Genomic DNA, 13,431 nt, shown 5'->3' with positions numbered 1-13,431 from the left:
GAGCGTCCTGCTTGGAGGTTGCGGCAAGCCCAAGGCGCTTTTGCGTCGTTGGGGACTCGCTGCTTGTTCTATCCGAGCGGCAGCCATAAACCAATGGCGCAGCTTGTGAATTTAATGAGAGGGCTAACGTCGCCCGTCGGCTTTTGCGAGCCCGCAAAACCACCCCCTTGCGCAGCCTCCGGCGGCATCCCAAGAAGAGCCCTGTCAGCGATCTCAAGGAATCATGACCGCACCGCCCAAACGCCCGTCGGACCAGGAGGGATTCTTCTGGAAAACCAAGACGTTGGAAGAAATGTCCAACGCCGAATGGGAGTCTCTGTGTGACGGCTGCGCACGCTGCTGCCTGGAGAAGCTCGAGGACGAGGATACGGGAAGGATCTATTTTACCCACATCTCCTGCAAACTGCTCGATGCCGGCCTCTGCACTTGCAAGGATTATCCGAACCGTTCCGACAAGGTTCCGGATTGCGTCCGCCTGACGCCCGAGAATGTCCGCACCCTGAACTGGCTGCCGCCGAGCTGTGGCTACCGGCTCGTGGCCGAGGGGCGTGACCTCTATTGGTGGCATCCACTGATCTCCGGCGATCCCAACACCGTTCATGAAGCGGGGGTTTCGGTGCGGGGGCGGGTGCAGGGCACCGAGCTCGACGTCAACGACGCCGACCTCGAGGATCACATCGTGCGGTGGCCGGCGCTGCTGCCGAAGCGGGCAAGGTTGAAGAAGCGGCCGAAATTGACCAAGGCGTGACGTCGCAGGACGTGGGGCCACGGAGCTTTCGATCACGTCATCGCGAGGATGCTGCGGCGGGAGGCACCCATGCGCGGAGGTGCCTGCCTGGGTAACGAATTGCTGCATAAATTGCGGCTTGCAGAATGATTCCACCGCGGGCAGGGCCCGCGCAGCACGTATACGCCTCAAATGAACAAGTATGAACGGCAGAGCCGTTTTCCTGCCGACCAAGAGACATTGCCCGAAGACATTGCCGTGAGACTGTCCGGTGTTCCGAGCGAGGTGATCGAACTCAGCGAGGCGCCGTCTATCGCGCCGCCGGCCGCGCTCAACCACGACGAAGTCCGCACCATCGTGATCAGCCTGATGCTGACGATGTTCCTTGCGGCGCTCGACCAGACCATCGTGGCCACTGCGCTGCCGACCATCGGCCGCCAGTTTCACGACGTCAGCAATCTGTCCTGGGTGATCACGTCCTATCTGCTGGCGTCCACCGCCGTGGCGCCCGTGTTCGGCACGTTGAGCGACATCTATGGCCGCCGGGCCATGATCATCACCTCGCTGAGCCTGTTTGTGGTCGGTTCGGTCTTGTGTGCGATCGCACCAAGCATGACCACGCTGATCCTCGCCCGCGGCCTGCAGGGGCTTGGCGGCGGCGGCATCATGCCCGTCGTCCAGACCGTGATCTCCGACGTGGTGTCGCCACGCGAACGTGGCCGGTACCAGGCCTATTTCTCCAGCGTCTGGATGGCCGGCGGCATTCTCGGGCCGGTGATCGGCGGCGTGTTTGCCGAGCATTTGCACTGGTCCATGATCTTCTGGATCAACCTGCCGCTGGCGGCGGCTGCGCTCGCGCTGCTGCTGCCGAAGATGGGCAAGATCCCGGTATTCCACCGCAAGCGCGAGGTCGACTGGCTCGGCGGCATCCTCCTGATGGCCTCGGCCGTCGTGTTCATGTTGGTGCTGACCTGGGGCGGCACGCGCTATTCCTGGCTGTCGCCCACCATCACGGCGATGCTCGGCGCCTCGATCGCGCTCGCCGGTGCCTTCGTCTGGCACGCGCGGCGCGCCGACGAGCCGTTCCTGCCGCTGTCGCTGCTCGGCGGCTCGGTGGTTCCTTTCGCGATGGGTGCAGGCGGCTGCGCGCTCGGCGCCATCGTCGGCCTGACCGTCCATCTGCCGCTCTATTACGAGGTGGTCTATCACCTCAGCGCCAGCGAGGCCGGGCTTGCGCTGATTCCGCTCGCCGCGATTTCGACCTGCGGGGCTGCGATCGCGGGACGAACTATGGCGAAGGCCAAGCACTACAAGCGCGTGGCGATCGTCGGCACCTCGGTCGCCGCGATCTGCGCCATCGGGATGGCCGTGACGACCTTGCCGCTGTGGGGACTGCTGGTTCTGATGGGCGTGTTCGCACTCGGGCTCGGCACCACATTCCCAGTCAGTGTGGTGTCGCTGCAGAATTCGGTGGCGCGCGCACAGGTCGGAACCGTCACCGGCGCGATGAATTTCTTCCGCGCGCTGATGGCCTCCTTCACGGTCGCGGCTTTCGCGGCGATCCTGTTGATCACGCTGGGGCCCGATATTTCGCTCGCCGGCGAGCATCACGCCGCGAGCGCAGGCGTCGTGAGCGCGATTCCGGTTGCCGATATGATCACTGCCTTCCGCTACGTGTTCGGTGCAGCCGCCGTGCTGCTCATCACCGCCTCCATCTGCATGATCACAATGGAAGAGCGCCCGCTCGCCGGCCCCGCCACGCGGCCGGCCGTCGAGATGGCGGAGTAGGGCGGTCGCGTCGTTAGTGGCCGTCATTCCGGCGAAAGCCCGTGATGACCCCGCGACAGTGCCAAGTTCTCCCTGTCGTCCCTGCGAAAGCAGGGACCCATAACCACAGGATTGCGTTGCTGAAGCGCGCTGTGGCTCCAACCTCGCAAGACAATGCCCATTCGTGGTTATGGGTCCCGGCTCAAGGCCGGGACGACAGCGAGTATGTGGCGCAGCTTGTGAGTCATACATTCGCGTTCTCGCGACATGTTTTGTCCGAGCTTTGCATCTTCGTTTTCGCCCTCATCGAACAGAGAGGGCGCAGGGAAAGCCGGGTGCCGATCGCACCCATGGGCCCCGAGCAATGGTAGAAAGCTCGGGGGTAGGACCACAGGTGTAACCGGAGCGATCCCGGCTTTCCCTGCGCGATGGGTTACGGCTTATACGTGCTCGCCCCGGCGAGACTGGGCTTGGTTGTCACCGCTGTTGCAAGACGCAATTGCGTCTTGCAACAGGACACCTGCCACTAGGGCGTCAGGCCTGCACGACTTCACCGTCCGCCGCATGCGCACTCGTCAATTGCGCAATCGGCGTCCACCGCATCTCAACCCAGCACTCGTGACGATCGCGAAGCGCCCCTCAGGCGGGTGAGACGGGTTTATTCATACACTGAGTTTTCATTCCGATAAACCGAAATATTTTTTCGTAAGGGTCTTGCGCCGTCGGGCAACTCAGTGGCAGGGGGAACGCGGTTATTCCTTCATTTCTTCGTCATTCCCAGTCCTTTGCAATTCTCTCGGGCAATTTGCGTGCACGATGCCCAGAGCGAGTGCAATCGCCAATCTTGCGAGCTGCGACCCACTACTTTAGTTGCCGTTCCCGCATGGCGATCTGCGCGCGGTTTTGCTTGCTGCGCGATTTGTCGTGGCTATAGTCGCGGCCCAAGAGCGCGAAGCAGCCGAAGAAAATTGACAAAAGAGGAGTGAAACAAAATGCATAGACCAAACCGATTGCCCACTTATGCGCAGCAACTCGCCGGAGCGGCAGCTCTGGGGCTGGTCGCGCTGGCGCCGACCGGAGCGCCGGCCGCTGATGTGCTCAAGATCGGCGTGATCGCCGAGGCGCAGGCTATCGCCGGCGCGTCGATCCCGCAGGCGGCTCAGATGGCCGCCGACGAGATCAACGCCAAGGGCGGTATCGACGGTCGCAAGATCGAGATCGTCAGCTACGACAACCACTCGTCCTCGGCGGATTCGGTACGCGCATTCCAGCGCGCTGTGAACGAGGACAAGGTCAACGTCGTCATCTCGAGCTATATCAGCGAAGTTGTGCTGGCGCTCGAGCCCTGGGCCTCGCGCCTGAAAACGCCGTTCGTCACGCCCGGCGCTGCCTCCAACGAAATCAGCAAGAGCGTCCACGCCGACTACGAAAAGAACAAGTACACCTTCCATGGCTATCTCACATCGGCGGCGCTGGCGCTGTCGGTCTGCGATGCGGCCAAGGAGCTCCTGGTCGATCAGAAGCACATGAAGACCGCGGTCATCATGAGCGAGGACGCTGCCTGGACCAAGCCGCTCGACGTCGGCTACGAGGAGTGCTTGCCGAAGATCGGCCTCAAGGTCGTCGACCATATCCGCTTCTCGCCCGACACCACGGACTTCACGCCGATCTTCAACAAGATCGAGGGCTCCAAACCCGACGTGATCATCACCGGCATCTCCCATGTCGGCGTGCAGCCGACGGTGCAATGGAAGAACCAGCAGGTGCCGATCCCGATGTTCGGCATCTCCTCGCAAGCGACCAACGAGACCTTCGGCAAAGACACCAACGATGCCGCCGAAGGCGTGCTGTATCAGGGCGTGTCGGGACCGGGCGTTGCGGTGACGCCGAAGTCGGTGCCGTTCGCGGAAGGCTTCAAGAAGCGCTATGGCAACTATCCGTCGTATGCGGGCTACACTGCCTATGACGAGGTCTACTACATCGCCGACGCGGTGAAGCGCGCCGGTTCGACCGAGGCGGACAAGATGGTCGCGGCGCTTGAGAAGACCGATTGGGAAGGCACGATCGGGCGCGTTCAGTTCTACGGCAAGGACGATCCGTTCACCCACTCGATCAAGTACGGCAAGGGCCTGATCACCGGGCTGATGCTGCAGTGGCAGGGCGGCAAGCAGGTCGCGGTCTGGCCCAAGGAGGTCGCCAAGAGCGACCTGAAGTTCCCGAGCTTCATCAAGGTCACTGCGAATTAACTGATGACAAACTGCTCCCGGGCTCTCCCGGGAGCAGTTTTCTGCAGTTGTAATGTCCTCCACAATAGGCAGCCCTGCTGCCGCGGCCAATCTGCGATGCTTGCGTTACAAATCCTGATCGATGGCTTTGCCATCAGTGCCCTCTATGCACTCGGCGCCACCGGCTTCACCCTGATCTTCGGTGTCTCGGGCGTTCTCAATCTCTCCCACGGTGCCATCATGGTGGCCGCTGCGGTTGCGGCCTGGGCCGCGGCCAGCGTGCTGCACCTCGACACCTATTCCGGTGCATTGCTCGGCGTCGGCGTGGCGCTGATCGTGTCGTTCGCGACCTATTTCGTGGTCGTGAAGCCGATCCAGAATTCCAAGCGGATTCCCAATGAGGAGAAGGAAATCTTCGTCCTCACCGGCACCTTGCTGTGGGGAATCATGATCCAGGAACTGATCGCCTACTTCTTCACCAACAACGCCAAGACGGTGCTCCCGATCGTCGAGGGCGTCGTCGATATCTTCGGCAACCGCACGCCGCGCAATAATATCTTCACCGCGCTGGTCTGCTGCCTCGTGATCGGCCTGCTGTGGCTGCTGGTGAACCGCACCCGAACCGGCAAGGCGGTGCTGGCGGCCTCGATGAACCCGCGGGGCGTCACGCTGCTCGGGCTCGAGCTCTCGCGGATCTATCTCGTGGTGTGGGCGATCTACGGCATCCTGGCCGGCATCGCCGGCGTGCTGCTCGGCATGTTCTTGGGAGTCAGCTCCTACAGCGTCGGCCCGCTGACCGCGAGCGCGTTCTCGATCGTGGTGCTCGGCGGGCTCGGCAGCGTCTCCGGCTCGCTGATCGCGGCCTTCGTGGTCGGCTATCTCGAGACCGTAACGGCTTACCTGCTCTCGCCGGCGTACCGCACTATTCCGGCGCTGCTGCTGCTTGTGTTCGTGATGTATATCCGGCCTCAAGGCCTGTTGGGGAGGCGCTGAGATGGCCAACTTCTTCACGTCGCGGCTGTTCTTCGTTTCGCTGGCCTGCGTGGTGGTCGCCGCGACGCTGCCGCTCTACGTCTCGGGCTACGTGCTCGGGCTGTTGACCGTCGCGTTTTATTTCGGGGTGTTCGCGATGGCCTGGGACCTGCTGTTCGGCTTCGCCGGCGAGGTCAATTTCGGCCCGACCTTCCTGATCGGCACTGGCGCCTACACCGCCGGCATCCTGAACAACCAGTTCGGCTGGTCGGTCTATCTCTGCATCCTGCTCGGCGCGCTGGCCGCGGTGATCGCCGGCCTCGTACTGGCGCTGCCGGCGCTGCGGGTGAGGGGGCCGTATTTCGGTCTGACCACGCTGGTCGCGGTGCTAATGCTGCAGAACTTCGTCGTGGTCTTCGCCGATCTCACCGGCGGCGAGATCGGGCTGACCATTCCCGACGTCATCACCATCAATGCCGGCGCGAACTACTGGATCGCGCTCGGCTTCATGACCATCAGCGCGGCCATCCTGTACGGCCTGTCGCAATCGCCGATCGGGCTCGTGCTGCAGGCGAGCGGGCAGGACCCGGTGCAGGCCGGCGCGCTCGGCTTCAACATCGTCAAGCACAAGCTCGCCGCCTTCATCGTCAGCGCGTTCTTCTCAGGGCTGTCAGGCGCGCTCCTGGTGTTCTACTTCGGCACCGCCTCGGTCGGCACCGTGGTCGACGTCGCCGTCGGGGTGAATGTGATCGTCTCGGCCGTGCTCGGCGGCCGTCGCACCGTGCTCGGCGCCGCGCTCGGCGCAATCTTCCTGATCGTGGCCGGCGAATTCCTGCGGCCGACCGGTGAGCTTGCGACGTTCATCGTCTCGGCCGTCGCCCTGCTTGTCGTCCTGTTCTTCCCCGGCGGTTTCCTCGGAGCAGCCCTGTCACGCGAGGCGCGCTCGTAATGGATCAGACTGTGACCACCACTCCCACGCTCACCGTCCGCGGCCTGACCAAGCGGTTCGGCGGCCTGACGGCCGTGAAGAATCTGAGCTTCGATCTGCGCCCCGGCGAGATCCTCGGCCTGATCGGACCGAACGGCTCCGGAAAATCGACGGCGATGAAGAGCGTGATGGGCATCGAGCGCCCCACCGCGGGCGAGGTGATCTTCGAGGGCGAGAACGTCGCCGGCATGCCGTCGCACAAGATCGCGCGCAAGGGCTTCGGCATGGTGTTCCAGCACTCGCGGCCGCTGAACCGGCAGACCGTGCTCGAGAACATCATGGTCGCGCTGTTGCCCGACAGCCTGTTCATGCTGTTTCCCGACCGGGCGCTGATCGAGCGCGCCAAGTGGATCGCAGATCGCGTCGGCTTGGGGGCGGTGATGGATCGCCGCCCGCCGACGCTGCCGTTCGCCGATCTGCGCCGCCTCGAGCTCGCCAAGGCGATCGCGCGCGACCCGAAGGTCGTGCTGGTCGACGAGCCGTTCGCCGGATTGACCAGCGCCGAGGTCGGCGGCTTCTCCCAATTGATCCGCAGCTTCCGCGACGAGGGCCGCGCGGTGATGCTGGTCGACCACAATGTCAAGAGCGTCGCCGCCTTGGTCGATCGCGTGCTTGCGATGTACCTCGGCGAAGAGATCACGACCGGCCGCGCCGATGACGTGATGAAGAATGAGACCGTGCGGCGGGTCTATCTCGGCGGCGCGATCGAGACCCATGCGCGGCCGGAGACCAGCTTCAAGGACAAGACCCCGCTGCTGCAGGTCGAGAATGTCAGCGTGCATTACGGCAAGGCACAGGCGCTGGAGAACGTCTCGATCCATGTCCATGAGGGCGAGTTCGTCTCCGTCGTCGGCCTCAACGGCGCAGGCAAGACCACGCTGTTCAACACGCTCTCGGGGTTCCTGCCCTATACCGGCGAGATCATCCGCGGCGGCGAGACGCTACGCGGGATGGGGCCGGCGAAGATCGCGCGCTCCGGGCTCGTGCAGTGTCCGGAATCCCGCGAGCTGTTCGGCGAGATGACGGTGCGCGAGAATCTCGATCTCGGCGGCCAGCATCTCACCGACGAGGCGAGGGCGAGGCAGCTCGCCTGGCTGTTCGAGCTGTTCCCGATCCTCAAGGAGCGCCAGGGCCAGATGGCGCAGACGCTGTCCGGCGGTGAGCAGCAGATGCTGGCGATCGGCCGCGCGCTGATGATGCAGCCGCAGATCCTGATCCTGGACGAGCCGACGCTGGGGCTCGCGCCCGTGATCCTCGAGCAACTGTCGAAGGCGCTGGAGCGATTGCGCCAGACCACGCAGATCACGGTGCTGCTCGGCGAGCAGAACGTGACCTTCGCGCTGCCGCATGCCGATCGCGTCTATGTGCTCGAGCACGCGCGGATCGTGTGGGAGGGCGATCCCGCCCGGTTCGCCGCGGAGGCCGGTGCCGACTTCCTCTAGAACTTCGCTGACAACAATAAGCAAAGAAAGGGAGATCATGATGTCACGTTATTCGGCTGCTCGTGCAAGCCTGTTGCCGCTCGCATCCGCGCTCGCGCTCTGCCTCGCGGCGCCCGCCTATGCGCAGTCCAAGGATCCGATCAAGATCGGCGTCATCGCCGAAGTGCAGTCGATCGCGGGTGCGGCGACGCCGGGCGGGGCGCAGATCGCCGCCGACGAGATCAACGCCAAGGGCGGCGTGATGGGCCGCAAGATCGAGATCGTCACCTACGACAACAAGAGCTCGTCGGCGGATTCGGTGCGCGCCTTCCAGCGCGCGGTCAGCGAGGACAAGGTCTCCGCCGTGATCGCGAGCTATATCAGCGAGGTGGTGCTGGCGCTCGAACCGTGGGCGGCGAGGCTGAAGATGCCGCTGATCACGCCGGGTGCTGCGTCGAACGAGATCACCAAGGCCGTTCACAACGACTATGAGAAGAACAAGTACACCTTCCACGGCTACCTGACCTCGGCGGCGCAGGCGCAGCTCGTCTGCGATGCCGCCAAGGAGCTTCTGGTCGACCAGCTCAAGTTCAAGTCGGCGGCGATCATGAGCGAGGATGCGGCCTGGACCAAGCCGCTCGACGCCGGCTACGAGGCCTGCCTGCCCAAGGCGGGGCTGAAGGTGGTCGAGCACATCCGCTTCTCGCCCGACACCACCGACTTCACCCCGATCTTCAACAAGATGGAGAGCGCAAAGCCCGACGTGATCGTCACCGGCATCTCCCATGTCGGCGTGCAGCCGACGGTGCAGTGGAAGAACCAACAGGTGCCGATCCCGATGTTCGGCATCAGCGCGCAGGCGCTGAGCCCGACGTTCTGGGGCGACACCAATGGCGCCGCCGAGGGCGTGCCGTCGCTCGCGGTGGCGACGCCCGACGTCGCGGTCACCCCGAAGACCAAGCCGTTCGCGGCGGCCTTCAAGGCCAAGTTCGGTACGCCGCCGGCCTATACCGGCTACACCGCCTATGACGAGGTCTACATCATCGCGCAAGCGATCCAGCGCGCCGGCTCGACCGATCCGGACAAGATGGTCGCCGAGCTCGAGAAGACCGACTTCGAGGGCACGATCGGCAAGATCCAGTTCTACGGTAAGAACGACGAGTTCACCCACGGCATCAAGTCGGGTCCCGGCGCCGTGACCGGCCTCGTGTTCCAGTGGCAGGGCGGCAAGCAGATCACGGTCTGGCCGAAGGCGATCGCGGAAGGCAAGCTGAAGTTTCCGAACTTCGTGAAGCTGTCGCAGTAACGGCGACGTCCCAAGTAGCCGTCATTGCGACCCGTTGGCTCCTAAGAAGAAAGTGGGGAGTTCCAGGTCGGCGACTTCATGACAGGGACAGTTCCAAGTTCACGGTGTCATCACCCGCGCATGCGGGTGATCCAGTATTCCAGAGGGGCCGGTGGTTGAACCGAGAGGCCGCGGCGTACTGGATGGCCCGCCGGAGCCTGTCATCGGGCGCGCGTTCGCGCGACCCGGTGGCGGACCATGACGACTGAGAGAGAATGTGCATCCGCATTCTCGCGACACGAATCGACAGCAATGACGGCGTGGCTTCTCTTATGATCGCGTCGGCGGGGCCGCCTGGATCGTCGGCGCGGCGGCCGCCAGCAGCGCGGCGCGATCGCCATCTCGCGGCGGATAGATGCGCTGCCGGTTGATGGTCTGCTTGGTGAGCTTGGCGGCGGCGCCGGTGGTGTGCACCTCGCGGTCCCAGCCGGTGGTGTAGAGCGCGCCCCAGGCGCCGAGATCGAGCACGGTCACATACCAGCCGATGGTGAGCGGCAGCATCGGCTCACCGAACAGCTCCGCGACCACGTTGTGGCCGGCGAACCGGCCCATCGGCCGGGCGAACTGGCAGGACATCACGGTCGGATGCGCGCCGTCGATCAGACAGGTGGCGACATCGCCGGCCGCGAACACGCCTGCAAGGCCCTCGGCGCGCATATAGTGGTCCACGGCGAGCCGGCCCAGCCGGTCGCGCGCCGCCGGCAGCGTTGCGGCGAGCGGGCTCGCCTGCATGCCACCACACCAGACCACGGTCGCCGCCGGAATGACCTCACCCGAACTCAACGTGATGCTGGCGGCGTCGATGGCGCTGACCCGGACGTTCAGCCGCGTCTCGACGCCGAGCGCGGACAGCGCATCGTTGATGACAGGGCGCCCGTGCGCGCCGAAGGTGGCGCCGACGACGGGATTGGGATCGATCAGGATGATGCGGCGGTCGCCAGTGATGCCGGCCTCTGCGAGCTTGGCCGGCATCTCGGTCGCGACCTCGATCCCGGTGAAGCCGGCACCGACGATCACCGCAGTCGAACGTGCGTCCGAGGCCGCCTGCTTGCCGAGCGCTGCAAGATGCGCGTCGAGCCGCATCGCGGCGTCGTATGTGTCGACATCGAAGCCATGGGCGGCAAGGCCGGGGATGGCCGGGCGGACCAGTTCGCTGCCGGTCGTCAGCACCAGGCGGTCATAGCTCAGAACCTCGGCGCCTGCGCCCGTCGTGACCACGACCTGCCGCTTCGCCGGATCGATCGCCTCGGCCTCCGCCACCATATGCCGCACGCCGACGGGATCGAGCAGGTCCTTGAGCGCCAGCGCGGCATCGCCGAGATCGACCTCGTAGTTGCGCACCCGGATGTTGTGATACGCGTTGCGATCGACCACCAGAATGTCGGTGTCCGCCGCCCGCGCGCCGATTTCGTCGCACTTGCGTGCCGCGCCGAGCGCGGCCCACAGCCCGGCAAAGCCGGCACCCAGCACCAGGATGCGCGCCATCTCTCCCTCCGACCTCGCGTCGGGCCAAGCTTGCCTACCCAAGCGAGGTCAAATCAAGGGGCTGGACGAGGGAGGCGGGGACGATCGCCGCCCTCAGGTGCCCGGCCGCGAGACCTCGGTCTCCTTGCTGGTGATGAATTCCAGCAGCACCGGCACGCCTTCCCTGGTCTTCTGGATGCCGCGCTTGATCGCCGGGATGATGTCTTCGGGCTTGGTGACCCGCTCGCCATAGCCGCCGAAGGCGCGGGCCATCGCGGCGTAGTCGCCGGAGATATCGGTCGAGCGATACTTCTCGGTCGAGATCGGCATCACCTTCAACTCGATCGCCATCGAGAAATTGTTGAGCAGAATCGACATGATCGGGATGCGCTCGCGCACCGCGGTCTCGAAATCCATGCCGGTGAAGCCGATCGCGGCGTCGCCCCAGACGTTGATGCAGAGCTTGTCGGGCCTGGCGAGCTTGGCGCCCATCGCAAGGCCGAGGCCATAGCCGAGCTGCGTGGTCTTGCCCCAGCCGATATAGGACAAAGGCTCGACCGATTTCCAGAACGGCGAAAGCTGGTCGCGTGGGCTGCCGGCGTCGTGGGTGATGATGGTGTTGTGGATGTCGACGGTGTGCTGCAGGTCCCACAGCACGCGGTAGGGATTGAGCGGCGCCTCGTTGTGGGTGAGCTTCGGCATCCACTTGGCGAGCCATTCCTTGTGGCTTGCCGCGATCTCCTCGGCGACGGCGCCGGCGTCCCGATCGGAGGTCACGGTCTTGCCGATCTCCTCGAGCAGCGCGTCGAGCACCAGGCCGGCGTCGCCGACCAGGCCGACCTTGGCCTCGACGTCCTTGTTGATGTGGTTCGGATCGAGCGTCGAATGGATGATGGTCTTGCCCTTCGGCATCGCGATGCCGAATGACGTCTCGGTGAATGAGCAGCCGATGCCGAAGATCACGTCGGCTTCCCCTAAGAATTTCGGCACTGCGCGCGGCACGGCGAGCCCGCCGGAGCCGAGCGACAGTGGATGCGTCTCGGGGAACGACGACTTGCCGCCGAGGCTGGTGGTGACGGGGATCGCGAGCCGCTCGGCGAGGCGCTTCAGTTGCGGCCAGGCCTTGGCGTAGTGCACGCCCTGGCCGGCATAGATCACCGGCCGCTTGGCGTTGACAAGCAGGGCGGCGGCTTCCTTCACATGCACGGGATCGGCGCCGTAGCGCGTGCGCAGCACCGGCGTGTAGTTGAGCGGCTCTGGCACCTCTTCGTTCCACATGTCGGCGGGGATCTCGACGATCACAGGCCCGCCGCGGCCGTTTTTGAGCCGGGTGAAGGCGCGGCGGAAGATGTTGCAGACCTCGGACGCGATGTTGATCGGCTCCGACGATTTCGAAAACGCCTTCATCGCCTGGCTGGAGTTGAAGTTCGGATCGATGTTGGCGAGCCGGCGTGCATAGCCCATCGGCAACACCAAAACTGGCACCGACTCGCCATAGCACTGCGCGACGCCACCCATCGCGTTCTCGGCGCCCGGACCGTGCTGCATGCAGAACGCGCCGATCCTCTCGCCCGAGGTGACGCGGGAAATCGCGTCCGCCATGTGCACGCCGATGCGCTCCTGGCGCACCATCACGGGGCGGATATCGGCGGCTGCGGCGTATTCGATCAGGTGGTTGACCGGATAGCCCGTGAGGACCTCGATGCCCTCGCGCTTCATGATTTCCGCGATCGCGGTGCCGAGTTTCATAACGGTCTCTCCCCTGGATGCGGCCGGTTTCATCCGGCCTCGTTGTCGTCTGATGCGGCTTAAAGGAACAGGATTCTCCGGGGCGGTAAAGCGCGCCCGCGCCCGGATCGGGTAGTGCTGATATGCGTTTGCGGGCAAGGATGGGCGGGCCTGCGGGTCACAAGGTCCCGGGCCGGGCGGATCGATGCAGGCCGGAACGGCCGGAAATCCGGTACAACCTTTAAGCGATCGTTCATCCTGTCCGTCAATGCGCCATCAACCAATGTGGCGTAGCTTGGCTGGTACATTTTTACGGCATGGGCGATGATCCGCTGATGCCGACAGGAGTTTTTCAATGCGTGCGTTGCTGGCGAGATTTCTGCGTGAAGAGGCCGGAGCAACAGCCATCGAATACGCCATCATTGCGGGCGGGCTCAGCATCGTGATCCTTGCCGCAGTCGGAGGCATCGGCGCCAACCTCAGCGGCCGCTTCTCCGCGATGAGCACATCGCTGAAGTAATCGCACGCGGCTTTACGTGTCGCCGTCTCCGTTCAGCGCGCGCAGTATCGCAATCCGCGCGAACATCAGCCAGCCGCCGCCGGTCTCGGCCGCATTGATCAGGTGCTCCACCGCGATCTGCCAGCGTGGCTGCTGCTGGGTATTTTCTGGCAACTTCATGATGTAGTCGGCCGCCTGTTGCAGCGTCACCAGGCTGCTGCCGCGGCGCAGTACGATCGGTTCGTCGAACGGCGTCGACCACGGCATGTCAGGCGCAGCGGATCGGGATCATCTG

The 13,431-nt window shown here is 64.4% G+C and carries 11 protein-coding genes; 8 read left to right on the top strand and 3 right to left on the bottom strand.

Annotated elements, in window-relative coordinates:
• Positions 1-223: 223 nt before the first annotated feature.
• The 7 genes from P6U25_RS24680 (at position 224) to P6U25_RS24650 (ending at position 9,406) form a co-directional block, all read left to right on the top strand.
• Positions 224-748 (top strand): YcgN family cysteine cluster protein, encoded by a 525-nt coding sequence (locus P6U25_RS24680; RefSeq protein WP_407147364.1) that lies wholly within the window; start codon positions 224-226, stop codon positions 746-748.
• 171 nt (positions 749-919) lie between these two features.
• Positions 920-2,515 (top strand): MDR family MFS transporter, encoded by a 1,596-nt coding sequence (locus P6U25_RS24675; protein ID WP_407147363.1) that lies wholly within the window; start codon positions 920-922, stop codon positions 2,513-2,515.
• Positions 2,516-3,486: 971 nt separating this feature from the next.
• Entirely contained in the window at positions 3,487-4,740 is a 1,254-nt protein-coding gene (locus tag P6U25_RS24670; protein ID WP_407147362.1) for an ABC transporter substrate-binding protein, read from the top strand.
• Positions 4,741-4,836: 96 nt separating this feature from the next.
• A complete protein-coding gene (locus tag P6U25_RS24665) occupies positions 4,837-5,712 on the top strand; it encodes a branched-chain amino acid ABC transporter permease (protein WP_407147361.1) in 876 nt (291 codons plus the stop codon).
• Position 5,713: 1 nt separating this feature from the next.
• A complete protein-coding gene (locus P6U25_RS24660) occupies positions 5,714-6,640 on the top strand; it encodes a branched-chain amino acid ABC transporter permease (protein WP_407147360.1) in 927 nt (308 codons plus the stop codon).
• A complete protein-coding gene (locus P6U25_RS24655; RefSeq protein WP_407147359.1) occupies positions 6,640-8,121 on the top strand; it encodes an ATP-binding cassette domain-containing protein in 1,482 nt (493 codons plus the stop codon). The genes P6U25_RS24660 and P6U25_RS24655 overlap by 1 nt, the downstream gene beginning before the upstream one ends.
• A gap of 37 nt (positions 8,122-8,158) precedes the next feature.
• On the top strand, positions 8,159-9,406 hold the full coding sequence (locus P6U25_RS24650) for an ABC transporter substrate-binding protein (protein ID WP_407147358.1): 1,248 nt from the start codon (positions 8,159-8,161) through the stop codon (positions 9,404-9,406).
• 309 nt (positions 9,407-9,715) lie between these two features.
• Here the strand turns inward: P6U25_RS24650 and P6U25_RS24645 are convergent, their stop codons facing one another.
• Positions 9,716-10,930, bottom strand: a complete 1,215-nt coding sequence (locus P6U25_RS24645; RefSeq protein WP_407147357.1) for an NAD(P)/FAD-dependent oxidoreductase — start codon at positions 10,928-10,930, stop codon at positions 9,716-9,718.
• A 93-nt stretch (positions 10,931-11,023) separates the two neighbouring features.
• The gene (locus P6U25_RS24640) at positions 11,024-12,658 is read right to left on the bottom strand and encodes a thiamine pyrophosphate-requiring protein (protein WP_407147356.1); all 1,635 of its coding nucleotides are present in this window, start codon (positions 12,656-12,658) and stop codon (positions 11,024-11,026) included.
• A gap of 334 nt (positions 12,659-12,992) precedes the next feature.
• Here P6U25_RS24640 and P6U25_RS24635 point away from each other — a divergent pair, with 334 nt between their 5' ends.
• Entirely contained in the window at positions 12,993-13,157 is a 165-nt protein-coding gene (locus P6U25_RS24635; RefSeq protein WP_407147355.1) for a Flp family type IVb pilin, read from the top strand.
• Positions 13,158-13,169: 12 nt separating this feature from the next.
• Here the strand turns inward: P6U25_RS24635 and P6U25_RS24630 are convergent, their stop codons facing one another.
• Positions 13,170-13,403, bottom strand: a complete 234-nt coding sequence (locus P6U25_RS24630) for a hypothetical protein (protein WP_407147354.1) — start codon at positions 13,401-13,403, stop codon at positions 13,170-13,172.
• Positions 13,404-13,431: the final 28 nt, after the last annotated feature.

It is taken from the genome of Bradyrhizobium sp. ORS 86 (genome assembly GCF_045571475.1).
Classification (GTDB): Bacteria; Pseudomonadota; Alphaproteobacteria; order Rhizobiales; family Xanthobacteraceae; genus Bradyrhizobium.
The sequence above is the reverse complement of the archived record's forward strand: the minus strand, read 5'-3'. Positions and strand labels throughout refer to the sequence as shown.

What these genes read in the sequence shown, in the direction of transcription:
- P6U25_RS24680 (WP_407147364.1), top strand. Translation starts at nt 224, where the DNA reads ATGACCGCACCGCCCAAACGCCCGTCGGACCAGGAGGGATTCTTCTGG.
- P6U25_RS24675 (WP_407147363.1), top strand. Translation starts at nt 920, where the DNA reads ATGAACAAGTATGAACGGCAGAGCCGTTTTCCTGCCGACCAAGAGACA.
- P6U25_RS24670 (WP_407147362.1), top strand. Translation starts at nt 3,487, where the DNA reads ATGCATAGACCAAACCGATTGCCCACTTATGCGCAGCAACTCGCCGGA.
- P6U25_RS24665 (WP_407147361.1), top strand. Translation starts at nt 4,837, where the DNA reads ATGCTTGCGTTACAAATCCTGATCGATGGCTTTGCCATCAGTGCCCTC.
- P6U25_RS24660 (WP_407147360.1), top strand. Translation starts at nt 5,714, where the DNA reads ATGGCCAACTTCTTCACGTCGCGGCTGTTCTTCGTTTCGCTGGCCTGC.
- P6U25_RS24655 (WP_407147359.1), top strand. Translation starts at nt 6,640, where the DNA reads ATGGATCAGACTGTGACCACCACTCCCACGCTCACCGTCCGCGGCCTG.
- P6U25_RS24650 (WP_407147358.1), top strand. Translation starts at nt 8,159, where the DNA reads ATGATGTCACGTTATTCGGCTGCTCGTGCAAGCCTGTTGCCGCTCGCA.
- P6U25_RS24645 (WP_407147357.1), bottom strand. Translation starts at nt 10,930, where the DNA reads ATGGCGCGCATCCTGGTGCTGGGTGCCGGCTTTGCCGGGCTGTGGGCC.
- P6U25_RS24640 (WP_407147356.1), bottom strand. Translation starts at nt 12,658, where the DNA reads ATGAAACTCGGCACCGCGATCGCGGAAATCATGAAGCGCGAGGGCATC.
- P6U25_RS24635 (WP_407147355.1), top strand. Translation starts at nt 12,993, where the DNA reads ATGCGTGCGTTGCTGGCGAGATTTCTGCGTGAAGAGGCCGGAGCAACA.
- P6U25_RS24630 (WP_407147354.1), bottom strand. Translation starts at nt 13,403, where the DNA reads ATGCCGTGGTCGACGCCGTTCGACGAACCGATCGTACTGCGCCGCGGC.